The organism is Aeromicrobium sp. Root344, assembly GCF_001425755.1.
GTDB lineage: Bacteria > Actinomycetota > Actinomycetes > Propionibacteriales > Nocardioidaceae > Aeromicrobium.
In genome coordinates, this window is the sequence record NZ_LMDH01000001.1 from 3,271,635 (window position 1) to 3,294,222 (window position 22,588).

At 68.5% G+C, this 22,588-nt stretch carries 21 protein-coding genes; 16 read left to right on the plus strand and 5 right to left on the minus strand.

Annotated features, from left to right (window positions below; translation table 11 throughout):
- Nucleotides 1-17 precede the first annotated feature (17 nt).
- The 5 genes from ASC61_RS16095 to ASC61_RS16115 all read left to right on the plus strand — a co-directional run bounded on the left by ASC61_RS16095 (nt 18) and on the right by ASC61_RS16115 (nt 5,560).
- The gene (locus tag ASC61_RS16095) at nt 18-536 is read left to right on the plus strand and encodes a flavin reductase family protein (protein WP_056213583.1); all 519 of its coding nucleotides are present in this window, start codon (nt 18-20) and stop codon (nt 534-536) included.
- A gap of 75 nt (nt 537-611) precedes the next feature.
- Nucleotides 612-2,492 (plus strand): 1-deoxy-D-xylulose-5-phosphate synthase, encoded by a 1,881-nt coding sequence (gene dxs / locus ASC61_RS16100; protein ID WP_056213586.1) that lies wholly within the window; start codon nt 612-614, stop codon nt 2,490-2,492.
- Nucleotides 2,493-2,508: 16 nt separating this feature from the next.
- Nucleotides 2,509-3,405: a proteasome assembly chaperone family protein gene (locus ASC61_RS16105; RefSeq protein ID WP_056213587.1), complete on the plus strand. Its 897-nt coding sequence runs from the start codon at nt 2,509-2,511 to the stop codon at nt 3,403-3,405.
- Between the two features lie 72 nt (nt 3,406-3,477).
- Entirely contained in the window at nt 3,478-4,683 is a 1,206-nt protein-coding gene (locus tag ASC61_RS16110) for a DUF418 domain-containing protein (RefSeq protein ID WP_235503571.1), read from the plus strand.
- Nucleotides 4,684-4,687: 4 nt separating this feature from the next.
- Nucleotides 4,688-5,560 carry an acyl-CoA thioesterase gene (locus ASC61_RS16115; RefSeq protein ID WP_056213589.1) on the plus strand — a complete coding sequence of 291 codons (873 nt, stop codon included), beginning with the start codon at nt 4,688-4,690 and terminating at the stop codon, nt 5,558-5,560.
- 6 nt (nt 5,561-5,566) lie between these two features.
- Here the strand turns inward: ASC61_RS16115 and ASC61_RS16120 are convergent, their stop codons facing one another.
- The 3 genes from ASC61_RS16120 to ASC61_RS16130 are packed head-to-tail and all read right to left on the minus strand — an operon-like array spanning nt 5,567 to nt 9,737.
- Nucleotides 5,567-7,453: a CocE/NonD family hydrolase gene (locus tag ASC61_RS16120; RefSeq protein WP_056213590.1), complete on the minus strand. Its 1,887-nt coding sequence runs from the start codon at nt 7,451-7,453 to the stop codon at nt 5,567-5,569.
- Nucleotides 7,454-7,504: 51 nt separating this feature from the next.
- Nucleotides 7,505-8,386: a MaoC family dehydratase gene (locus ASC61_RS16125; RefSeq protein ID WP_157439527.1), complete on the minus strand. Its 882-nt coding sequence runs from the start codon at nt 8,384-8,386 to the stop codon at nt 7,505-7,507.
- Between the two features lies 1 nt (nt 8,387).
- A complete protein-coding gene (locus ASC61_RS16130) occupies nt 8,388-9,737 on the minus strand; it encodes a 3-oxoacyl-ACP reductase (protein ID WP_056213592.1) in 1,350 nt (449 codons plus the stop codon).
- A 147-nt stretch (nt 9,738-9,884) separates the two neighbouring features.
- On the opposite strand from ASC61_RS16130, the gene ASC61_RS16135 reads away from it, so the two are divergent.
- Both ASC61_RS16135 and ASC61_RS16140 read left to right on the plus strand, forming a co-directional pair.
- The gene (locus tag ASC61_RS16135; protein ID WP_082530721.1) at nt 9,885-11,291 is read left to right on the plus strand and encodes an acetyl-CoA C-acetyltransferase; all 1,407 of its coding nucleotides are present in this window, start codon (nt 9,885-9,887) and stop codon (nt 11,289-11,291) included.
- Nucleotides 11,292-11,391: 100 nt separating this feature from the next.
- The gene (locus tag ASC61_RS16140) at nt 11,392-12,357 is read left to right on the plus strand and encodes an SDR family NAD(P)-dependent oxidoreductase (protein ID WP_056213594.1); all 966 of its coding nucleotides are present in this window, start codon (nt 11,392-11,394) and stop codon (nt 12,355-12,357) included.
- Nucleotides 12,358-12,407: 50 nt separating this feature from the next.
- Here the strand turns inward: ASC61_RS16140 and ASC61_RS16145 are convergent, their stop codons facing one another.
- Entirely contained in the window at nt 12,408-13,067 is a 660-nt protein-coding gene (locus ASC61_RS16145; protein WP_056215807.1) for a TetR/AcrR family transcriptional regulator, read from the minus strand.
- 133 nt (nt 13,068-13,200) lie between these two features.
- On the opposite strand from ASC61_RS16145, the gene uvrB reads away from it, so the two are divergent.
- The 4 genes from uvrB to ASC61_RS16165 all read left to right on the plus strand — a co-directional run bounded on the left by uvrB (nt 13,201) and on the right by ASC61_RS16165 (nt 17,913).
- Entirely contained in the window at nt 13,201-15,282 is a 2,082-nt protein-coding gene (gene uvrB, locus ASC61_RS16150; protein WP_056213595.1) for an excinuclease ABC subunit UvrB, read from the plus strand.
- A gap of 43 nt (nt 15,283-15,325) precedes the next feature.
- Nucleotides 15,326-16,111 (plus strand): aldose 1-epimerase, encoded by a 786-nt coding sequence (locus tag ASC61_RS16155; RefSeq protein ID WP_056213597.1) that lies wholly within the window; start codon nt 15,326-15,328, stop codon nt 16,109-16,111.
- A 106-nt stretch (nt 16,112-16,217) separates the two neighbouring features.
- Nucleotides 16,218-16,703, plus strand: a complete 486-nt coding sequence (locus tag ASC61_RS16160) for a beta-class carbonic anhydrase (RefSeq protein ID WP_056213598.1) — start codon at nt 16,218-16,220, stop codon at nt 16,701-16,703.
- A 181-nt stretch (nt 16,704-16,884) separates the two neighbouring features.
- Nucleotides 16,885-17,913 (plus strand): TerC family protein, encoded by a 1,029-nt coding sequence (locus ASC61_RS16165; protein ID WP_442854213.1) that lies wholly within the window; start codon nt 16,885-16,887, stop codon nt 17,911-17,913.
- 7 nt (nt 17,914-17,920) lie between these two features.
- Here ASC61_RS16165 and ASC61_RS16170 read toward each other — a convergent pair whose 3' ends face one another.
- Entirely contained in the window at nt 17,921-19,288 is a 1,368-nt protein-coding gene (locus ASC61_RS16170) for an APC family permease (RefSeq protein WP_235503572.1), read from the minus strand.
- 149 nt (nt 19,289-19,437) lie between these two features.
- Here ASC61_RS16170 and ASC61_RS16175 point away from each other — a divergent pair, with 149 nt between their 5' ends.
- The 5 genes from ASC61_RS16175 to ASC61_RS16195 are packed head-to-tail and all read left to right on the plus strand — an operon-like array spanning nt 19,438 to nt 22,588.
- Nucleotides 19,438-20,718: a cytochrome P450 gene (locus ASC61_RS16175; protein ID WP_056213602.1), complete on the plus strand. Its 1,281-nt coding sequence runs from the start codon at nt 19,438-19,440 to the stop codon at nt 20,716-20,718.
- A 1-nt stretch (nt 20,719) separates the two neighbouring features.
- The gene (locus ASC61_RS16180) at nt 20,720-21,703 is read left to right on the plus strand and encodes a hypothetical protein (RefSeq protein WP_056213604.1); all 984 of its coding nucleotides are present in this window, start codon (nt 20,720-20,722) and stop codon (nt 21,701-21,703) included.
- Nucleotides 21,704-21,739: 36 nt separating this feature from the next.
- On the plus strand, nt 21,740-21,976 hold the full coding sequence (locus ASC61_RS16185; protein ID WP_056213605.1) for a hypothetical protein: 237 nt from the start codon (nt 21,740-21,742) through the stop codon (nt 21,974-21,976).
- 18 nt (nt 21,977-21,994) lie between these two features.
- Entirely contained in the window at nt 21,995-22,318 is a 324-nt protein-coding gene (locus tag ASC61_RS16190; RefSeq protein ID WP_056213607.1) for a hypothetical protein, read from the plus strand.
- Between the two features lie 18 nt (nt 22,319-22,336).
- Entirely contained in the window at nt 22,337-22,588 is a 252-nt protein-coding gene (locus tag ASC61_RS16195; RefSeq protein WP_056213608.1) for a hypothetical protein, read from the plus strand.

The window sequence follows — 22,588 nt, forward strand, 5'->3', positions numbered from 1 at the left end:
TGCCGCACAATGAGGGCGTGACGATCCACTCGGACCATCCCTTCGTCCCCGCCGAGGGCGACCGCGACCAGCTGCGCCGCGTACGCGCGAGGATGCCGGCACCGGTCACGGTGTGGGCGACCGGTGAGGGCACCCACCGGCGTGGGCTGACCGTGTCGTCGCTGCTGCTCGCGGCGGGGGAGCCGGACCGGGTCCTGGGCCTGATCGACCCGGACTCCGACTTCTGGGAGGCCGAGCCGGCGACGTGGACGGTCAATGTGCTGGGTGCCGAGCACCGGTTCCTCGCCGATGCCTTCGCCGGCACGGCCCCTGCGCCGGGTGGCCCGTTCACGCTGGGGGACTGGGCCGACAGCGAGTGGGGCCCGGTGCTGACCGGCACCGCAGGCTGGATCGGCGTACGCCGCGACGAGTCCGAACCACGTCAGGTCGGCTGGGGCCTGCTCGTCGAGGGAGTCGTCGCATCGGTGACGGTCGGCGATGCCGCCGCGCTGGCGCACCTGCGGGGCCGCTATCGCGACCTCGGCGCCGGTGACTGAGGGCCCGCCGACTCGGCGCGGATGGCCCACGTCGATAGACTGACCGCTATGGCTGAGAGCGGGGAGGAGACATCGATGAGCGTTCTCGCGAACCTGACCGGACCCTCCGACCTGCGTGGCATGAGCGACGACGACCTGGCCTCGTTGGCGACCGAGATCCGCGAGCTGCTGATCACCTCCGTCGCCTCCAACGGCGGCCACCTCGGACCCAACCTCGGCGTCGTCGAGCTCGGCATGGCGATCCACCGCGTGTTCGACTCGCCCCGCGACCGGGTCGTCTGGGACACCGGCCACCAGGCGTACGTCCACAAGATGCTGACCGGCCGCGCCGGGCAGTTCGGGACGCTGCGCAAGGAGGGCGGACTGTCGGGCTACCCCAGCCGCGCCGAGTCCGAGCACGACTGGGTCGAGAACTCCCACGCGTCGACGAGCCTCTCGTACGCCGACGGCATGGCCAAGGCCAACCTGCTGCTCGGCAAGGACGACCACGTCGTCGCCGTCATCGGTGACGGCGCGCTGACCGGCGGCATGGCCTGGGAGGCGCTCAACAACATCGCCGCCGACAACGACCGCCGGCTCGTCGTGATCGTCAACGACAACGGCCGCTCCTACACGCCGACCGTCGGTGGCCTCGCCAACCGACTCACCGAGATCCGCACCAATCCCAAGTACGAACCCGCGCTCGGCGCGATCAAGGAGCGGCTCAACCGCTCGCGCATCGTGGGCCCCGCTGCGTACGAGGCGCTGCACGCGATCAAGAAGGGCGTCAAGGACGCACTGGCACCGCAGGGCATGTTCGAGGACCTCGGGCTCAAGTACATCGGCCCCGTCGACGGCCACGACCGGCCCGCCGTCGAGCGCGCGCTGACCCAGGCCAAGAAGTTCGGCGGCCCGGTGCTCGTGCACGTGCTGACGACCAAGGGCCAGGGCTACGACATCGCGGTCGCCAACGAGAACGACCAGATGCACCAGGCCAACCCGTTCGACCGGGCCACCGGCGAGGCGGTCAACGTCGCACCCGCAGGCTGGACCTCCGTCTTCCGCGACGAGATCGTCCGCATCGCCGACGAGCGTCCCGACGTCGTGGCGATCACCGCGGCGATGCTCTATCCGGTAGGCCTCGACGCGTTTGCCGACAAGTTCCCCGACCGCGTGTTCGACGTCGGCATCGCCGAGCAGCACGCCGTCACCAGCGCCGCCGGGCTCGCGATGGGCGGCTTGCACCCCGTGGTCGCGGTCTATGCGACGTTCATCAACCGCGCGTTCGACCAGGTCCTGCTCGACGTGGCCCTGCACCAGTGCGGCGTGACGTTCGTGCTCGACCGGGCCGGCGTGACGGGCGACGACGGAGCCAGTCACAACGGCATGTGGGACATGTCGCTGCTGCAGATCGTCCCGCGCCTGCGACTCGCCGCACCTCGTGACGGCTCGCAGCTGCGTGAGCTGTTGCGCGAGGCCGTCGAGGTCGACGACGCGCCCACGGTCGTCCGCTTCGCCAAGGGCGGGGTCTGCGAGGACCTCCCGGCGATCGAGCGCCTCGGCACGACCGACGTGCTGTCGCGCGACGACGCCAAGGACGTCCTGGTCGTTGCGATCGGCTCGTTCGGCCACCTCGGCGCCGAGGCGGCCGAGATCGTACGCGCTGCCGGCCATGGCGTGACCGTCGTCGACCCGCGTTGGGTCAAGCCGATCGACCCGGCGCTCGTCGAGCTGGCCTCCGGCTACGGCCTCGTCGTCACGGTCGAGGACAACGGTCGCCACGGCGGTGTCGGCGCGGCGTTCACCCAGGCCGTACGCGATGCGGGTCACGACGTGCCGATTCGCGTCCACGGCGTCGAGCAGGAGTTCCTCGACCACGCCAAGCGCGACGTCATCCTGGAGCGGCTCGGCCTCACCCCGCAGGCGGTCGCCGACGACACGCTCGCCGCGCTGTCGCGGAATAGCGCCGACGGGTGAGTGGTTGACCATGGCGATGAAATGGCTACCGCGACGCGAATCTGACGAGACCCCCCGTGAGGGCAACGGTCCGATCCTCATCCATGCCCTCGACGGGTTCCTGGGCGCTGGTTCAGCCGCGCGCCTGGCCGCCGAGCAGCTGCGGTCGGGACACGGCGAGGTCGTCCACGAGTTCGACATCGACGCGATGCTCGACTACCGAGCGCGTCGTCCCATGATCGCGTTCCGCGAGGACCACTACGCGGAGTATGACGACCCGACACTGCAGGTCGTCCTCGAGCATGACGACAACGGCATGCCCTACTTCCTGCTGGCCGGCCCCGAGCCGGACTTCCACTGGGAGCAGTTCATCGCCGAGGTCCACGGCTTCATCGAGGAGCACGATGTGCCCCTGACGCTCGGGCTCGGCGCCGTGCCCATGGGCGTACCCCACACCCGGCCGACCATGATCACCGCGCACGGCACGCGTCCTGACCTCGTCGACCGCCAGAACCTCTGGTCGGCGCAGGTCATGGTGCCGTCGTCGGCGCAGTCGCTGCTGGAGTACCGCCTCGGCCAGTGGGGCCACGACGCCGCCGGCTACGTCGTGCACGTGCCGCACTACCTCGCGCAGATCGACTACCCGACCGCGTCGCTCGCGCTGATCGATGCACTGGTCGATCGCACGGGCCTCAGCATCGACGTGGCGTCGCTCAAGGCCCGCCAGGAGGCCGCTCTCGCGGAGATCGAGCAGCAGATCGAGGAGCAGGGCGGACAGAGCCTGCTCGGCGGTCTCGAGGAGCAGTACGACGCGTTCACGCGCGGTGCCGCCCAGTCACTGCTCGCCAGCGACGAGGACCTCCCGAGCGGCGACGAGCTCGCCGACCAGTTCGAGCAGTTCCTGGCGCGTCAGCGCAAGAACGACCAGGGCTGACACCGAAAGTAGCGGTCACACGCCGACCTTCGGACGATGTGCCGGCTGCCGGTACGACCGTACGTTCGGTGCGTGTCCACCACTCCGCTGAGCGACAACCGGGGTCCGCTCGCCACGGCAGAGCGGGCGTTGGGTCCTGACCTCGCCCGGGGGCTCATGCTGCTGTTCATCGCGCTGGCCAACTCGCACTACTTCCTCAGCGGCGATTCAGTGCGCGGCGGCTTCCCGATGGACGGGTCCACGCTCGACTCGGCCGTGACCTGGTGCATCGCGACGTTCGTCGACGGTCGCGCGTTCCCGATGTTCGGCCTGCTGTTCGGCTACGGCGTGGCGATGATCGTCCGCCGGCAGGCGGCGCTCGGCGCCAAGGGCGTCCGTCATCTGCTGTGGCGGCGCGCGGTGTTCCTGATCGTCGTCGGCTTCCTGCACGCGATGCTCCTGTACGTCGGCGACATCCTCGCGGCGTACGGCGTGCTCCTCCTGCTGGGCGCGTGGGCCGTGAGGTGGAAGGACGGCTGGCTGCTGGGGGTCGCGGCAGTCATCTTCGCGCTCGGCCTGCTCCCGTCGGGTGACTCCATGTCGATCGTCACCGATCCGCCCGACCCGTCGATGCTGCCGCCGGACCTGCTGACGATGTTCGCCGACCGGATCGTGGTTCAACCGTTCATCATGCTGCTCGGTCCGATCGGCTTCGCCTGCCCCTTCCTGGTGGGACTGTGGGCCGGCCGTCGCCGCGTCCTGGAGCGGCCGGAGCTGCACCGGCGGCTCCTGACCGTGACGGCGATCGTCGGGATCACGGTCGCCGTCCTCGGCGCCCAGCCGGTGGCGCTCATGCTCGCCGGGGTCACGGACGTGCCGAGCCACGCGACCCTCGAGGTGATCGGCCCGTGGCACGACGCGTCCGGGGTGCTGGGCGGGTTCGGCTACGCCGCCGCGATCACGTTGCTCGCCGCGCGGCTCGGCACGCCCGGCCCCATCGCCACGGCGATCGCCGCGACCGGACAACGCTCCATGACGTCCTATCTCTCGCAGTCGGTGGTCTGGACCGTGGCCTTCACGCCGTTCCTGCTCGACCTGTCCGGCTCGCTCAGCGTCGCCGGCACGGCGCTGCTGGCGTCGATCACCTGGCTCTCGACCGTGGTCGTCGCCGACCGCATGCGCCGAGCGGGGCAGCGGGGCCCTTTCGAGGTCCTCGTGAGGCGAGTCACCTATGGCCGACGGGTGGCTCCGGCGCTGCGGTCCGTACGCGTCGATCAGCATCCGCCCCCGATAGGGTGAGGTCGTGCCTGCATCCCTCGAAGACGTCGTCGGCCTCCTCAACCTCGAACAGCTGGAGGTGGGTCTCTACCGAGGCTCGCAGCCCGAGGCGTCCGAGCTGCCGCGGGTGTTCGGCGGCCAGGTCGCGGCGCAGGCGCTCATGGCGGCGCAGCTGACCGTGCCCGAGGAACGCCACGTGCACTCGCTGCACCTCTACTTCATCCTCGGCGGCGACCCGAGCATCCCGATCGTCTACGACGTCGAGAACGTCCGCGACGGTGGCTCGTTCACCACGAGGCGCGTCGCGGCCCGTCAGCACGGCGAGATCATCTTCTACATGACCGCGTCGTTCCAGGTGGTCGAGGACGGCTGGGACCACCAGGACGCGATGCCCGACGTCCCGTCGCCGGACGAGTCCATGCCCCTGACCGACGTCATCGGCGGCCGCGGCTCGGAGGCCGCAGAGTTCTGGAACCGCGAGTGGTCGTCGTTCGACATGCGCTACATCGGCGACAACCGGGCCGAGGACGACCCGCAGCGGCGGCTCGTGCCGGTCGTGCAGCGCCTCTGGTTCCGTGCCGATGGCACGCTCCCGGACTCCCGGATCGTCCACAACGCGGCATTCACCTACATCAGCGACCTGAGCCTGCTGGGCGCCAGCCTCGTGCCGCACAGCACGTTCATCGGAGCGCCCGATGTCCAGGCCGCGTCGCTCGACCACGTGATCTGGTTCCACCGGCCGATCGCCGCCGACCAGTGGCTCCTGTACGACCAGACGTCTCCGTCCGCGTCGGGCGCCCGGGGGCTGAGCACCGCACGGGTCTTCACCGAGGACGGCACGCTCGTCGCGACCGTCGCCCAGGAAGGCCTCATCCGCCGGGTCACCCCGCGGGGCTGACCGGGGTCACTTGACGGTCGGCAGCGTCCCGACGCTCGGGAAGTTGATCGTCGACGGGTAGGTCGACGAGTTGTGGATCTTGAGCACCGTCAGGGTCCCGAGCAGGTCCGGCAGCGTCGGCAGGAGGTGCGGGACGTCGAACGCCTGCACCGCGATCCGCAGCTTGTGACCGGGCTTGATCTTCGCCCGCGTGGGAAAGATCTCGACGTCGATCGGCGCCACCTCGCCGGGTGCCAGCTTCTTCTGCGCAGCCTTGGTGAAGGGGTGGAACGGCTGGATCAGCACGCCGTCGAGGTAGCGCGACCGGCTCGTGTCGAGCGCGCGATGGGAGATGACCTGCCAGCCGCCGGTCAGTCGCTTGACGGTGCCGTCGGGCGCCTCGTCCTCGAGGGCCACCGACAGCATGCCGTCGCCGCCGACGCTCGAGGCATACAGGTGCGCGTTGATGGGGCCCTGGAGCGTGATCGACTGCGTCAACGCCTTGGTCGAGAACACCGCGCCGGCCTTGTCGTTGAGCTGGTTGTCGGAGAAGCAGGGCAGCTGCGGGAGCAGCAGATTGGGCACGCCGGCGGTCCACTGGTTGGCCGAGCGCGTGCAGAGCCCGGCCGCTGGGATCGGCAGGATGCTAGACGTGCCGGCCGTGGTGGTGCCGGACGTGAGTCCGCCGGGGGCGCCGAGCGGCGCCGACGTGCCGGAGAGCTTGAGCTTGGCGCCGGTCAGCGAGGGACCGATCCACTTCGTGCTCTTGCGCCAGGCGCCCGTGCCCTGCTCGTAGTACGTGAGGTTGGCGATGTCGCTGTTGAGCGTCGGGTCGCTGCGGCCCTTGAGGTAGCGGTCGAACCAGCGGAGCTGGAGCTCACCCAGCGAGCCGTAGCCGGCCTTGCCGATGTCGGCACCGCTCGACGCCTGCAGGTGGTCCCACGGGCCGACGATCATCTTGGCCGGGATGCCGCGCTTGTTGAGGTTCTCGAACAGCAGCGGCGTGCCGCGCTGGAACAGGTCGTACTCGCCGGACACGAAGAACGCCGGCACCTTGACCTTGTCGATCACGTTGATCGCCGAGCGCTCCTTGTAGAACGCTCCGTCGTACGCCGGCTCGCCGCCGAGGAACGCGCTGAGCAGCAGGGGGACCGTGAACGTACCGGCACCCGTGAGGTGGTCGAGGAGCTCCTTGATCGCCGAGTCGGGGCTGCTCGCCAGCACCGCCGGCGGGACCAGGCCGGTGGAGGTGACGAGGCCCAGCCACAGCGGGATGAAGCCGACGTCGAGCTGGCCACCGGAGGCGACGACGTCGCGATAGACGTCGGCGCCCGGGACCTGCGGGAAGATCGCCTTGAGGCCCGGTGGCTGCGCAGCGGCCGCCCACAGCTGGCTGATGCCCATGTAGGACGGGCCGGTCATGCCCGTGATGCCGTTGCTCCACGGGCGCGCCGACGAGTGCGCCCACGTCATGATCTCGCCGCCGTCCTTGTTCTCCCGGGCGTCGAAGGCCCTCCAGATGCCTTCGGAGCTGCCGGTGCCGCGAGCGTCGACGGTGAGCTGCACATAGCCGCGCTTGACCAGGTAGTCCGCGCCGCCGCCGAGGAATCCGCCCGCCGAGGCGATCACGGTCTTGTTGTACGCCGTGATGGTCACGATGACCGGGAATCGCTTGGCGATCGCCTTGCCGTCGGCGCCGGCCGGGCGGATGACGTCGCCCCGAAGGATCGTGCCGTCGGACATCGGGATCGCGACGTCCCGCTCGGTGACCGTCTTGGGATACTGCTCGGCCCGCGGCGTCCAGGTCGTCGCGGCCGTGGCCGCCGTGGTGGTGAGCGCGAGCGAGGCGCCAATCAACCCGAGCGTGAGCCCGACGATGGCCAGCAGGCGATGAACCGAGGTACGAGCGTGCACGAAGGACTCCCAATGTCGTTGCCGTGATCAACGACACAGAGTAAATCGGAGTTACGCTTCGGTAACAACCCTTCCAACCAGGTGAGTCACCGGCTTCTTGGCGCCCTTGACGCCGAACTCCAGGTCGGTGCCCTGGGCCCGCGACCCGAACACGACGGTGCCAGGCAGCAGGATCGGCTTGCGGAACTCCACATCGACCGAGAACGCGTCGGGCAGCTTGTTCTGCAGCGCCGACAGGCTTCGCGCCAGGGTCCACATGCCATGGGCGATGTTCGTCGGGAAGCCGAACGCCTTGGCGGTCAGTGGGTAGAGGTGGATCGGGTTGCGATCACCTGACACCGAGCCGTAGCGACGGCCGAGGTCGCCGGCGAGCTTCCAGTGCACGACACCGTCGGGTGCGTTGACACCCGCCAGGGGAGCGGGCGAGGTCTCGGCCGAACCGCCCTTGTGGCGGGAGAACAGCGTCGTGACCTCGTCCCAGACGAGCTCACCTTCGACCGAGATCTCGGTGATGAGATCGACGAGGGAACCCTTGGGGTGCGGTCGCAGGTCGGCAGCACGGACGGAGACGTCGAAGGACTCGGTGACAGCGAGCGGGCGGTGCTGACGGATCGTGTTGCGCAGGTGCACCAGGCCCATCGGCGCGAACGGGAACGCCGTGTCGGTCATCAGGGCCATGTGCAGCCCGAACGCGGCCATGTGCGGGTAGGTCGCCGGCAGGTGGTCGCCGCGCGGGAACCCGCAGACCTCGTTGTAGGCCTCGAGGTGCTTGAGGTCGGTCACGACCCCCTTGCGCTCCAGCACGATGTCGGGCACGGAACCTTTGGCGTGCTTGATGCCGGGAAGGCCGCCGATCACGGGGATCGCGGGCAGCACCGCCTTGAGCATCAGGGGCGCGGTCGAGGGCGCCTTGTCGAACGTACGGGTGGCCACGTCAGGCTCCGATCAGTGCCTGGCCGCAGACCCGGACCACGTTGCCGGAGATCGCGGACGATCCCGGGTTGGCGTACCAGGCGATGGCCTCGGCGACGTCGATCGGCTGGCCGCCTTGGGACAGCGAGCTGAGCCGGCGACCGGCCTCGCGGATGCCGAGCGGCATGGTCTTGACCATGTCGGTCTCGATGAACCCGGGAGCGATCGCGTTGACCGTGATGCCGTCCTTGGCGACCCGCTTGGACAGGTCGTTGACGAACCCGATGACGCCGGCCTTGGCCGTGCCGTAGCTCGTCTGGCCGTTGTTGCCCGCGATGCCGGCGATCGACGAGATGCCGATGACGCGTCCACCGGGGCGGATGAGCTTGCGCTCGAGCAGCTCCGCGGTGATGCGCTGCGGTGCGCCCACGCTGATGTCGATGACGAGGTTCCAGTTCTCGGTCTTCATGTTCTTGAGCCGCTTGTCGCGGGTGATGCCGGCGTTGTGCACGACGATGTCGACGCCGCCGTGCGCCTTCTTGAGGGCGTCGGCGATGACCTTGGGCGCCTCAGGAGCCGTGATGTCCTCGGCGATCGCGGTGCCGCCGAGCTCGGCCATGACGGCGTCCAGCTCGGCCGAGAGCTGCGGCACGTCGAGTCCGACGATCTGGGCGCCGTCGCGGTGCAGCGTACGGGCCATGGCCTCGCCGAGTCCGCGCGAGGCGCCGGTGATCAGCGCGACCTTGCCGGCCAGCGGCTTGGTGGGATCGGCGACCGGGTCGGCGTCGACGAGCTCGGTGAGCCCGAGGCGGATGACCTGGCCGTCGACGAAGGCCGACTTGGAGGAGAGCAGGAACTCCAGCGTCGATCCGAGCGCGTCCTCGGCGCCGTTGCCGACGTAGACGAGGTTGGCCGTGCTGCCGTTGCCCCCGATCTCCTTGCCAGCGGAGCGTACGAATCCTTCGAGGGCGCGCTGCGCGATCGCTGCGGTCTCGGACCCGGCCTGCTCGGGGAGCGTGCCGATCACGACGAGCCGGCCGGAGCCGGCGAGACTGCGAAGGGCCGGGGTGAAGAACTGCTGCATGTCGGCGAGACCTGCGGTGTCGCTGATGCCGGTCGCATCGAACACGAGGCCCTTGTACGTCTTGCTGTCGGCGCGTACGCCTACCGACGTGATGCCGCTCGACTTCAGCGTCGCGGCGAGCTTCTTGCCCAGCCGGCTGCCGGGAGCGGCGCCGATCAGGACGGTGCCCTTGACGAGCGGAGAGCCCTCGGACCAGCGCTCGAGCACCGGGGGATTGGGCAGACCCAGGTTCTTGACGATGAACTTGCCGATCGGGTTGTGAGCAAGGGACTGATAGCGGTCGGCCATGACTTGGGTGTGTCCTATCTCTCGGATACCATTGGTATCTGGAATGCTCCTGAAACTGTAACCTCATGAAACAGCCCCGTCCACCAGCGTGGATGCGGCGCTCATCACGTTCCAGAACCATCGTTCACGAAGATCGAGGAGACCGCCATGGCGGACACGACACCAGCCAAGAAGGCCCCGGCCAAGAAGACGCCGGCCAAGAAGGCACCCGCGAAGAAGACGGCCGCGACCAAGGCCGCGGAGACCGTGTCGAGCGTCGCCTCTGCCGCCGCCGGAGCCCAGACCGTGCGCCGCGTCGCCGTCATCGGCGGCAACCGCATCCCGTTCGCGCGCTCCAACACCGTCTACACCAACGCCTCCAACCAGGACATGCTCACCGCGGCCCTCGACGGTCTTGTCGAGCGCTTCGGCCTCGAGGGTGAGCGGGTCGGCGAGTTCGCCGCCGGCGCCGTCCTCAAGCACAGCCGCGACTTCAACCTCGCCCGCGAGACCGTGCTCGGCTCCAAGCTGTCGCCCGACACCCCCGCGTACGACGTGCAGCAGGCGTGCGACACCGGCATTCAGGCGGCTGTTCTGGTCGCCAACAAGATCGCGCTCGGCAAGATCGAGTCCGGCATCGCCGGCGGCGCCGACACCACGTCGGACGCCCCGCTCGCCATCGGCGACAAGCTCCGCAAGATCCTGCTCGAGGCCAACCGGGCCAAGGACAACAAGGGCCGCCTCGCCGCGCTCGCCAAGATCCGCCCGGCCTACCTGGCGCCCGACCAGCCGCGCAACTCCGAGCCGCGCACGGGTCTGTCAATGGGTGACAGCCAGGCCATCACGACCAAGGAGTGGGGCATCACCCGCGAGGCTCAGGACGAGCTCGCTGTCGCATCACACCACAACCTCGCCACGTCCTACGACGAGGGCTGGCAGGACGACTTGATCACGCCGTTCCTCGGCGTCACCAAGGACAACAACCTGCGACCGGACTCGTCGCTCGAGAAGCTCGCCAAGCTCAAGCCGGTGTTCGGCAAGGGCGAGGGCGCCACGATGACCGCTGCCAACTCGACGCCGTTGTCCGACGGTGCCTCGACGGTGCTGCTCGCGTCGGAGGACGAGGCTGAGAAGCACGGCTGGACCCCGCTGGCCTACTTCGTCGACTACGAGACCGCAGCTGTTGACTACGTGTCGGGCGCCGAGGGCCTGCTGATGGCTCCGGTCTACGCCGTGCCGCGCATGCTCGCCCGTCAGGGCCTCACGCTGCAGGACTTCGACTTCTACGAGATCCACGAGGCATTCGCGAGCCAGGTCCTCACGACGCTCGCCGCGTGGGAGGACCCGATCTTCTGCAAGGAGCGCCTCGGCCTCGACGCGCCGCTCGGCTCGATCGACCGCAGCAAGCTCAACGTCAAGGGCTCGTCGCTCGCGACAGCTCACCCCTTCGCCGCGACCGGTGGGCGCATCGTCGCCAACCTCGCCAAGCTGCTGCACGAGAAGGGCTCGGGCCGTGGCCTGATCTCGATCTGCGCCGCAGGCGGTCAGGGCGTCGTCGCGATCCTCGAGGCCTGACCTCCCTCGACAAGCTCAAGGACGTGTCGTCCTTGAGCTTGTCGACAGGACTTTTCGCCGGCTTGCGTTGGAGCGCGCTCCAGCGCCTAGCGTCGAGGACATGACGACCTCGACCACCCTGCAGCGACCCCTACCGTCCGGCTTCGACGCCACCACGACGACCACAGACGTGCTCAAGGGCGTCGACCTGACGGGCCGGCTCGCCCTCGTGACCGGGGGCTACTCCGGCATCGGGATCGAGACGACCCGCGCGCTCGTCGATGCGGGCGCCGAGGTCATCGTGCCGTCGCGCCGGGTCGAGACCGCCCGCGAGCAGCTCGCCGGACGTGAACGCGTGGAGGTCGACGCGCTCGACCTGGGCGACCTCGAGAGCGTACGAACGTTCGCCGAGCGCTTCCTGGCAACCCACCGCACGCTCGACATCGTGGTCGACAGTGCCGGGATCATGGCCGCCCCGGAGACTCGGGTGGGCCCGGGCTGGGAGTCCCAGCTCGCGACCAACCACCTCGGTCACTTCGCGCTCGTCAACCGCCTCTGGCCGGCGATCGAGCCGGGAGGTGCGCGCGTCGTCTCGGTGAGCTCGCGCGGGCACCACTTCTCGCCGATCCGTTGGGACGATCCGCATTTCGAGCAGGGCTATGACAAGTGGCTCGCGTACGGGCAGTCCAAGACCGCGAACTCGCTGTTCGCGGTGCAGCTCGACGCGTTGGGCCGCGACTTCGGCGTGCGTGCGTTCGCGGTGCATCCGGGCGCCATCCTCACCGGGCTCGTCCGCCACATGTCGATGGCTGAGCAGGTCGAGGCCGGCTACCTCGACGAGCAGGGCAACCTGATCGATCCCCGGTTCAAGTCGCCGGAGGCTGGTGCCGCGACGCAGGTGTGGGCCGCGACCTCGCGACAGCTCGACGACAGGGGAGGGCTCTACCTCGAGGACGTCGACATCGCGGCGCCCTGGACGGAGGACCAGGTCTACACAGGCGTCAAGGACTGGGCGATCGACGCGGACGAGGCGGAGCGACTCTGGACGTGGTCAGCCGAGCTGACCGGGGTCGACGCCTTCGCCTGATGGCAGTGGCTGTCGTCGCCTGCCGGTTGACGCGCTACGTGCCGCCGGGGTCAGGTCGACGGCTCGGCGCGGGCCATCGCGACCGCGGCGTGCTGCAGATAGGTCTTGACCACGTCGAACGGCACGGCGTCGACGGCGGGCTGGCCGGGGTCCTGCTCGCGTACGGACAACTGGAGCGTCGTGAGGTTCATGACGCCGAGCGCCTGGGTGTAGAACACGTTGGCCAGCAGGTTGGGGTCGCGCACGTGGAACTCGCCGGCCTTGACCCCGGCCTCGAGCACGTCGACGACGTGGTTGAGGCACGCCGCCATCGCCCGGCCGAGGTCGAACATGACCCGCTCGCTGACCTCTTCCATGAGCTCCTCGCCGCGGCGACGCAGCAGGGTCTGGGCGCAGTCGACGAACGCCGGATAGGCCGACCCGAAGTCCAGGAACACGACGACCAGGTTCTCGAGGCGCCCGACGGGCTCGAGCGTGTCGTCGTCAGCAGTCTGCAGCGTCCCCCCGAGCTCGTCGAGGTAGCCGACGAGCGTCTCGGCGAACAGCTCCTCCTTGCCGGAGAAGTGCCGGTAGATGATCGCGCGGTTGATGCCCACGGCCCTCGCGATGTCCTCGATCTGCGCGTCGCGCACGCCACGCTCGTCGAACAGCGCGCGTGTGGCGTCGAGGATCTCCCTCTTGCGCTCAGCGCGGCGTTCCGAGACGGGCATGGCAGCCACTTTAGAGGGCTTTGTCGGTGGCTGGACGTAGGCTCGTGGGTATGAGAGCGAGCGCCAGCGAGCACGACCATCCAAACATCATGCCGTCGGCTCCGTATGGTTGGTTTTTTGTGGAGGCGACGGCATGAGGTCCGTGTCAGAGCTGCAGCGCCAGGTGGCGCCCATCGAGGTCGTCTCCGACTACCAGCCCGCCGGTGACCAGCCGGCGGCGATCGCCGAGCTCGAACGCCGGATCAAGGCCGGGATCAAGGACAACGTGCTGCTCGGCGCGACCGGCACCGGCAAGACCGCGACGACCGCGTGGCTCGCCGAGCGGCTGCAGCGGCCGATGCTCGTGATGATGCCCAACAAGCTGCTCGCGGCCCAGTTCGCCAACGAGCTGCGTGGGCTGCTGCCCAACAACGCGGTCGAATACTTCGTCTCCTACTACGACTACTACCAACCCGAGGCCTACATCGCGCAGAGCGACACCTACATCGAGAAGGACTCGTCGGTCAACGAAGAGGTCGAGCGCCTGCGCCACTCGGCGACGTGGTCGCTGCTGACGCGACGCGACGTCATCGTGGTGGCCACGGTGTCGTGCATCTACGGCCTCGGCTCGGCGCAGGAATACCTCGAGCGCATGATCGGCTTCAAGGTCGGTGAGGAGCTGCCGCGCGAGCAGCTGCTGCGCACGCTCGTGCAGGCTCAATACGTCCGCAACGACGTCGCGTCGACGCGCGGCACGTTCCGGGTCAAGGGCGACACCGTCGAGATCTTCCCCGTCTACCAGGAGCACGCCGTGCGGGTGGAGTTCTTCGGCGACGAGATCGAGCGGCTCATGACGCTGCACCCGCTGACCGGCGAGGTGCTCAGCGACGACCAGGAGCTCTACGTCGGCGCAGCGACGCACTACGCCGCCGGCCAGGAGACCATGAATCGCGCGATGCGCACGATCGAGATCGAGCTGGAGGAGCGTCTCGCCGAGCTCGAGGGCGAGGGCAAGCTTCTCGAGGCCCAGCGACTGCGCATGCGCACGACCTACGACCTCGAGATGATGCAGCAGGTCGGCACGTGCGCCGGTATCGAGAACTACTCCCGCCACATGGACGGTCGCGGCCCCGGCACGCCGGGTCACTGCCTGCTCGACTACTTCCCCGACGACTTCGTCCTGGTGGTCGACGAGTCACACGTGACGATCCCGCAGATCGGTGCGATGTACGAAGGCGACATGTCGCGCAAGCGTTCGCTCGTCGAGCACGGCTTCCGGCTGCCCAGCGCGATGGACAACCGGCCGCTCAAGTGGGCCGAGTTCCTCGAGCGCATCGGTCAGACCGTCTACCTCTCGGCAACTCCGGGAAACTACGAGATGGAGAAGGTCCAGGGCGACGTCGTCGAACAGATCATCCGCCCGACCGGCCTGATCGACCCCGAGGTCATCGTCAAGCCGACCAAGGGCCAGATCGACGACCTGATCACGCAGATCCGCACGCGCACCGATCGCGAGGAGCGGGTGCTCGTCACGACGCTGACCAAGAAGATGTCCGAAGACCTCACCGACTACCTCCTCGAGGCCGGCATCCGCACCCGCTACCTTCACAGCGAGGTCGACACGCTGCGTCGTGTCGAGCTGCTCCGTGAGCTGCGCATGGGGGAGTACGACGTCCTGGTCGGCATCAACCTGTTGCGTGAGGGCCTCGATCTGCCTGAGGTGAGCCTCGTGGCGATCCTCGACGCCGACAAGGAGGGCTTCCTGCGCTCCGGCCGGTCCCTCATCCAGACGATCGGCCGCGCGGCGCGCAACGTGTCGGGCCAGGTCATCATGTACGCCGACACGATCACCGACTCGATGGGCTGGGCGATCGAGGAGACCAACCGCCGTCGCGAGAAGCAGGTCGCCTACAACACGGCCAACGGCATCGACCCGACACCGTTGCGCAAGAAGATCGGCGACATCACCGACATGCTCGCCCGCGAGGATGCCGACACGGCCAACCTGCTCGCGGCGACCGGCGACAAGCGACGCAAGGGTGCGCCGGTGCCGCTGGGGCACACCGCCGACCTCGCCAACCTGCCGTCGGGCGAGCTGGCCGACCTCATCGAACAGCTCAGTGAGCAGATGCGGGCCGCGGCAGCCGAGCTGCAGTTCGAGGTCGCTGCGCGCCTGCGCGACGAGATCGGCGACCTCAAGAAGGAGCTCCGCAGCATGCTCCAAGCCGGCGTCTGAGACTTCCTCGGCCCTTGAGCGGTGGGTACGCCAGACTGTCCCCGTGACCCATGTCTTGCTCAACGAGCGTGTTCGTGCCGTCATCGATCCGGCGCGTGGCGCCCGCCTCACGAGCCTGGTCGTCGAGGGCCACGAGGTCTTGGCACGCGCCAGCGATCCCGGCATCGATCCGGCGATCGCCGACGGCTGCTTCCCGATGGTCCCGTGGGCCGGGCGAGTCCGCGACGGCCTGATCGAGCTGGACGGCACGACGTACGAGCTGCCGCAGACCGACGGGACGCACGCCCTGCACGGATTGGGACACACCCGCGCGTGGGAGCGCGTGGCCGAGGGAGCATACGAGCTGGCGATCGGGGACCCCTGGCCGACTGAGGGCGTCGCCACGCTGACCTATGAGCTCCTCGATGACGGCATCCGCATCGAGCTGTCGTGGGACGACGACACGGAGGCGCCGTGCTCGATCGGGTTGCACCCGTGGTTCAGGCGCCGCCTCGGCGTGGGCGGCGAGCTCGTGGCGTCGCTGCGGCCCGAGGTCATGGTGGAGCGCGGCGCCGACGGTCTGCCGACCGGCAGGCTCGTCGACCCGGCACCGGGCCCGTGGGATGACTGCTTCCGCCTCGTCTCGGCGCCCGTGTTGACGTGGCCGGGAGCGCTGGAGCTGACGCTGGAGTCCTCGGCCGCCTGGTGGGTCGTCTACGACGAGCCCGCCGACACGGTGTGCGTCGAGCCGCAGACCACACCCCCGGACGCGTTCGGTCACCCGGCGTTGCAGCCGGAGGGACCATGGGCCCGCGGCGTCTGGCTCGAGCTGCGCGGCCGCGCCCTATAGCAACCGTTCGGCTGATCCTGCTCGGTGTGTCACGCCGTGGTACGCCGGCCGATTCGCGGCGAATCCGAGCCATGGTGTGAGGACCATCCACCACCGAGGAGAACCCATGACCGTCACCGACGAGTTCGTCGAAGCCAACAAGTCGTACCAGGAGGGTTTCAACGGGCCGCTCCCGCTGCCGCCCGCCCGCAAGGTCGCGGTCGTCGCCTGCATGGACGCGCGTCTCGACCCCGCCAAGATCCTGGGCATCAACGAGGGTGATGCCCACGTGATCCGCAACGCCGGCGGTGTCGTGACGGAGGATGCGCTGCGGTCGTTGGCCATCAGCCAGCGTCTGCTGGGCACCGAGGAGATCGTCCTCGTCCACCACACCGACTGCGGCATGATCACGTTCACCGACGACGGATTCCGCCAGGACATCGAGAAGGACACCGGCATCCGCCCGACGTGGGCGGCCGAGGCCTTCCCGGACCCCGCCGATGACGTCAAGCAGGGGATCAACCGGATCAGGTCGAACCCGTTCATCCCTCACAAGGACAACGTCCGGGGTTTCGTGTTCGACGTGGCCACAGGCGCGATCGACGAGGTCTGACCCCTGCCGCGCGACGCGTGGCTCGGGGACCCTCCGGAGTCTGCAAGAATGTTCCGCGGAGGGGAGTATTCCCCGATCGCAACGTCGTCATCACGGAGACTCCCAGCAGTCGCCCGGTGTTGCGGGCCGCATCAGGCGGCGGAAGAGACCTCCGGCGTCCTGACGACCGGAGGTACCCGCTGTGATCCTGCCCTTTGCCGAAAGCTCAGCCGACACGATCGGCATGTCGGTCTCCCAGACCGAGTGGTTCGTGACGATCGGGGTGACGGTCGCCGTGCTGCTGTTCGACGTCATCATCGTGGCGCGCAAGCCGCACGAGCCGACGCTCAAGGAGTGCGCGATCTACCTCGCCGGCTACATCGGCCTCGCGGTGGCGTTCGGCATCTGGGTGACGATCCACCACAACGTGCCTGAGAAGGGCGGCGACTTCGGCCTGCAGTTCTTCGCCGGCTGGCTGACCGAGTACAGCCTCTCGATCGACAACCTGTTCATCTTCTTGATCATCATGGCGAGCTTCAAGGTGCCCAGGAAGCTGCAGCAGGAGGCACTGCTCGTCGGCATCATCATCGCGCTGGTGTTCCGTGGCATCTTCATCGCGCTCGGCGCGGTCGCGATCGAGAACTTCTCGTGGATCTTCTACATCTTCGGCGCGTTCCTGCTCTGGACCGCCTACACGCTGGTCAAGGACACCGATCACGACGACGACGGCGAGAACGGCGTCGTGCGCTTCGCCCGCCGCTACTTCAACACCAAGAACGAGTGGCACGGGCTCAAGCTCTTCATCAAGGAGAACAAGAAGACCTTCATCACGCCGATGTTCCTGGTCATCCTGTCCCTCGGCACGACGGACCTGCTGTTCGCCCTCGACTCGATCCCGGCGATCTACGGCCTCACCAAGGAGCCCTACCTCGTCTTCACGGCCAACGTGTTCGCGCTGATGGGCCTCCGTCAGCTCTACTTCCTGCTCGGCGACCTGCTCAAGCGCCTGATCTACCTGTCGCAGGGCCTGGCGCTCCTGCTGGCGTTCATCGGCGTGAAGCTCGTGCTGCACGCGTTGCACACCAACGAGCTGCCCTTCGTCAACGGTGGCGAGCACTTCGACGTACCGGAGATCCCGACGCTGCTGAGCCTCGGCGTGATCGTCGCCATCTTGTCGATCACCGCGGTGGTCAGCCTGACGGTCTCGTCGCGACGAGAGCGTCAGGGCTGACCCAGCGTCACGGCAGCTCGTGGGGCGGGATGTCCTCGGGATCGGTGATCTCGAGGTCCTCGCCCTGCGCGCGCCGGAAGAGGTAGATCGGCACCGAGAGCACCAGGCCGATCGCCAGCAGTATGCCGGCCACCTCGTACTGCTCGCTGTCGCGACCCGACAAGGGCGTCACGAGGTAGAGGCAGGACAACGCCCCGGTGATGGCGATCGCCGTGTGGGTCCGGAAGTGCGGACGATCCACGCGGTCGTGCCGCAGCACGAGCACCGCGACGTTGACGACCGCGAACACCCCGAGCAGCAGGAGGGCCGTCGTGCCGCCGAGCACCGCGATCGCGTCATCGCTCGCGTTCGAGACGTACGCGATGAGGCCGAAGGCCAACGCCGTCGTGAAGAGAATCGACGCCCACGGGGTCCGGTTCCTGGCGTGCACCTTGGACAACGACTTGGGGATGACGCCCTGCTTGGACATGCCATAGAGCAGGCGGCTGGCCATCATCATGTTGATCAGCGCTGAGTTGGCGACCGCGAACATCGAGATGAACGGCAGGATCTTGTCCATCGGGAAGTCCGGGGCGCCTGCCTTGACGACCTCGATCAGCGGGGTGTCGCTGCCCGCCAGCGTGCCGACCGGCACCAGCGCGACGGCGCAGATCGACACCAGGATGTAGATCGTGCCGGTGATGCCCAGCCCGGTGAGCATCATGCGGGGGAAGATCTTGTGCGGCTCGTGGCACTCCTCGGCCATGTTGACCGAGTCCTCGAAGCCGACCATCGCGAAGAACGCCAGCGACGTCGCCGTCGTCACGGCGAGGAAGACGTTCTTGTCGTCAGGGGTGTCGAAGGCCACGACGCGGCCGAAGTCGGCGTCACCGCCCGCGATGGCATAGCAGCCGATGAGGATCACGATGACCAGGCCGGACAGCTCCACGAGCGTCAGCACGACGTTGGCCTTGACGCTCTCGCTGACACCGCGCAGGTTGACGGCCATGACGAGCGCCATGAAGGCCAGCGCGATGAGCATGATCTCGGTGTTGCTGGCCTCCCACTCGATGCCGGTCGCCAGGTTCGCGGCGAAGGCGCGCGAGGCGGTCGAGGCGGACGTGATGCCCGAGCACATCACGGCGAACGCGACGATGAACGTGAAGAAGTGCACGCCGAAGGCCTTGTGGACGTACAGGGCGGCGCCGGCGGCCTGCGGGTACTTCGTGACGAGCTCCAGGTACGAGAACGCGGTCAGCGTGGCCACGATGAATGCCACGAGGAACGGCAGCCATGCTGCGCCCCCGACCTCGGCGGCGACCTGGCCCGTGAGCGCGTAGACGCCCGTGCCGAGGATGTCACCGACGATGAAGAGCAGCAGGAGCTTGGGTCCCATGACCCTGCGAAGCTCAGTGTCCGGTCTCGATTCTGATGTGTCCGTACTCATGATGGCCCCCTTGTGCCCGCGCCCCGGTCGGGCGCGACCTGGGTCTCACCCTTCACCGAGTGGCCCGGCGCCGCAACCGGGCAGTGTAGTTTCGACCCGTGGTTGATGTCAGAGGAAAAGTCTCCGGATGGATCGGCAAGCTGGTCGTACGGCGCATCCAGAAGAAGGGCATCGACCTCTCACGCATCTCGTTCATCCCTGAACCGACCAAGGTCCCGCTGCAGCGCAACGGCCTCGACCCGGTTCCGCAGATCGCCGAGATCCGCGCCACCGAGCCCATGCACCGGCTCGACCTGCCGTTCAACTTCCGGGCGTTCCTGGTCACCGGTTACGAGGAGTCGCGTCGCATCCTCACGGACCGTGACTCGTACTCCAACGACATCCGGCACATGTTCCACGGCGACGGACCGGCCACCTCCGACGACATCGGCGGCCTCGGGTTCACCGACCCGCCGCTGCACACGCGACTGCGCAAGATCGTCACGCCGGAGTTCACGATGCGCCGCCTGGCGCGGCTCGAGCCGATGATCAGCGAGATCGTCGATCGCCAGCTCGACAACCTCGCGAGCGAGGGTTCCGGCGCCGACCTGGCCAAGCACGTCGCGTTCCCGGTGCCGTTCCAGACCATCTGCGCCTTGCTCGGGCTCGACTACGACGACCGCGACGCGTTCGAGAAGCTCGGGAGCGCTCGGTTCGACGCCACGAACGGTGGGGCCGCGGCGTTCGGCGCGGTCTCGGAGCAGCGCGAGTTCCTGTTCGAGGCCGTCGCCAAGCAGCGCAAGGAGCCCGGACCGGGCCTGATCGGCCAGATCCTGCGGGACGAGGGCGACACGATCTCCGACGTCGACCTGGCCGGACTGGCCGACGGGGTGTTCACCGGAGGGTTCGAGACGACTGCCGGCATGATCGCGCTGGGCACGATCGTCCTGCTGCGCGATCCTTCCTACGCCGAGCTGATCCGCAAGGGCGATCCCGATGACGTCGACCGCATCGTCGAGGAGCTCCTGCGCTACCTCTCGGTCGTGCAGGTCGCCTTCCCGCGCTTCGCCAAGCAGGACATGATGCTGTTCGGCCAGCAGCTCAAGGCCGGTGACGTCGTGCTCGCCTCGTTGAGCGGCGCCAACCGCGACCCGGGCTCGGCGGGGGAGCGACCCGACGAGTTCGACCCCTACCGCGTTCCGTCCAGCGGTCATCTCGCGTTCGGCCACGGCATCCACCGCTGCATCGGCGCCGAGCTCGCCCGCATGGAGCTGCGCATCGCGCTGCCGCGGCTGTTCCGGCGGTTCCCGGACCTCGCGCTCGCCAAGCCGCAGGAAGAGCTGAGCTTCCGCCAGCTGTCCTTCGTCTACGGCGTCGACGAGCTGCCCGTCACCTTCTGACGTGGCCGGCACCCACGCACGTACCGCTGCGGAGATCGAGGCGTGGTTCGACGACCACGGGCTGCCCTACTTCGCCGGTGACCACGCCGATCGGGTCGAGAGGTGGCTCTCGCGCAAGCGCATCACGGCCGTCATCGCGCTGATCGTCGCGGCGTCGATCGGCGTCGGGATCGCCGTGGGCGTGCTCGCCGATGACCCCAAGTGGGGGCCGGCTGCAGGGATCGCGCTGTTCCTGGCGTCCCTGGGGCTTTTCGCCGGACGGCTGCTCCGGATGGGCACGATGCTCCGCTGGGCCGTGCGACGTACGTTCGGGTCGCTCGGGCTGATGTTCCCGCTGCTGACCCGGGCGCTGCCGCTGCTGCTGCTGGCCGTGACGTTCCTGTTCATCAACGCCGAGGTCTGGCAGGTCGCTGCGCTGATGTCGCGCAACGTGCTGTGGGCATCCGTCGCCTTCTTCGCCGTGATCGCCACGGTGTTCCTGCTCGTACGCCTGCCCGAGGAGGTGCGGCGCGTCGAGCGTGAGGTCGCCGGCGAACGGCTTGCGGACTGCTGCGTCGGGACACCCGCTGCCGAAGCGGCTCGGTCGATCACCGCGGCGCCCGCCGAGCTGCCGAGGTTCGCCCGGGCCAACCTGGTGCTGGTGCTGCTGTTCAACCAGGCGATCCAGGTGCTGCTGCTCAGCCTGGGCCTGTTCGTCTTCTTCGTGGTCTTCGGGCACCTGACCATCTCCAACGAGACCGTGATGTCGTGGACGCAGCAGGACCACGTCACTGATCTGCCGTCGCGGTTCGGCAAGCACCTGCCGGTCACCAACGAGCTGTTCCAGGTCGCGGTGTTCCTCGCGTCGTTCGCGGGGCTCTACTTCACGGTCTACGCGGTGACCGACGAGACGTACCGCTCGCAGTTCTTCGCCGGGCTCTCGACCGAGCTCGAGCAGGCGGTGGCGGTCAACGCCGTGTACGTCTCGCTGCCCCGCGACGAGTAGCTTGCGTGGCGGCCGTCTCGGGCGCACGATGAAGGCATGGCGCGCAGGCAGCTGACGCTCCACGAGCATCACCGGCGGTGGGGCCTCTACACCGCACTCGTCGTCTTCGTCGCGGCGGGCGCGGCGATCATCATCGCGGTCGCGCGTGACGGGGAGATCAACCGCGAGCCATGGGGCTACGTCGCCGTCGCGGTCGCGATCCTGTCGGCGCTCGCCGGTCTGGTGCTGGCATTCGCCCAGGCGGCATACGAGAGCCAAGGTCACCACCGCTGAGCCGGTTATGATCCGAGCATGCGCCGTGTGCTCCGTGCAGCCGTGACGGCCGCTGCGGTGGCAGCGGTGTCGTTCGGTGTGGGGTGGGTCGCCAGCGGCGCTGATGACCGTCCGGGTGTGAGCCGTCCGGCCTCGGTGGCACACCTCAGGCCCCTGCCGGTGCCACGGCTCGTGATCCCGAACGGGCCATGGGCGGATCCACACCCGCCCCTGCCGGCGCCGGTCGCCGTGCCATCGATCGGGCGTGGCCTCGTCGGGGAGCTGTTCCGCGCCCTCGGCCTCGACCTCGACACCGGCGCGTTCGTCGTACGCGGACCTCTGTCGGAGCTCCTTGCCGACTGAGATGCGTACGCTGGCCGTATGCTCACCGCCGCGATCATCGTCGCCGTCCTGATCGTCGCCGTGGTCTTCGGCATCCCGCTCGTCGCGGGCCGGGCGGAGCACAGCTCGGCCACGGGTGCCTCTGGCACGTCAGGGGCGTTCGGGATCATGGAGGAGATCTTCCATCCGGCCGCGCACGACGCGAACATCGTCAAGATGGAGATCCAGCGCAAGAAGGACGTCGCCGAGAGCGGCGACGGCGACGAGCCCGAGGTTGACGCCAAGGCCTAG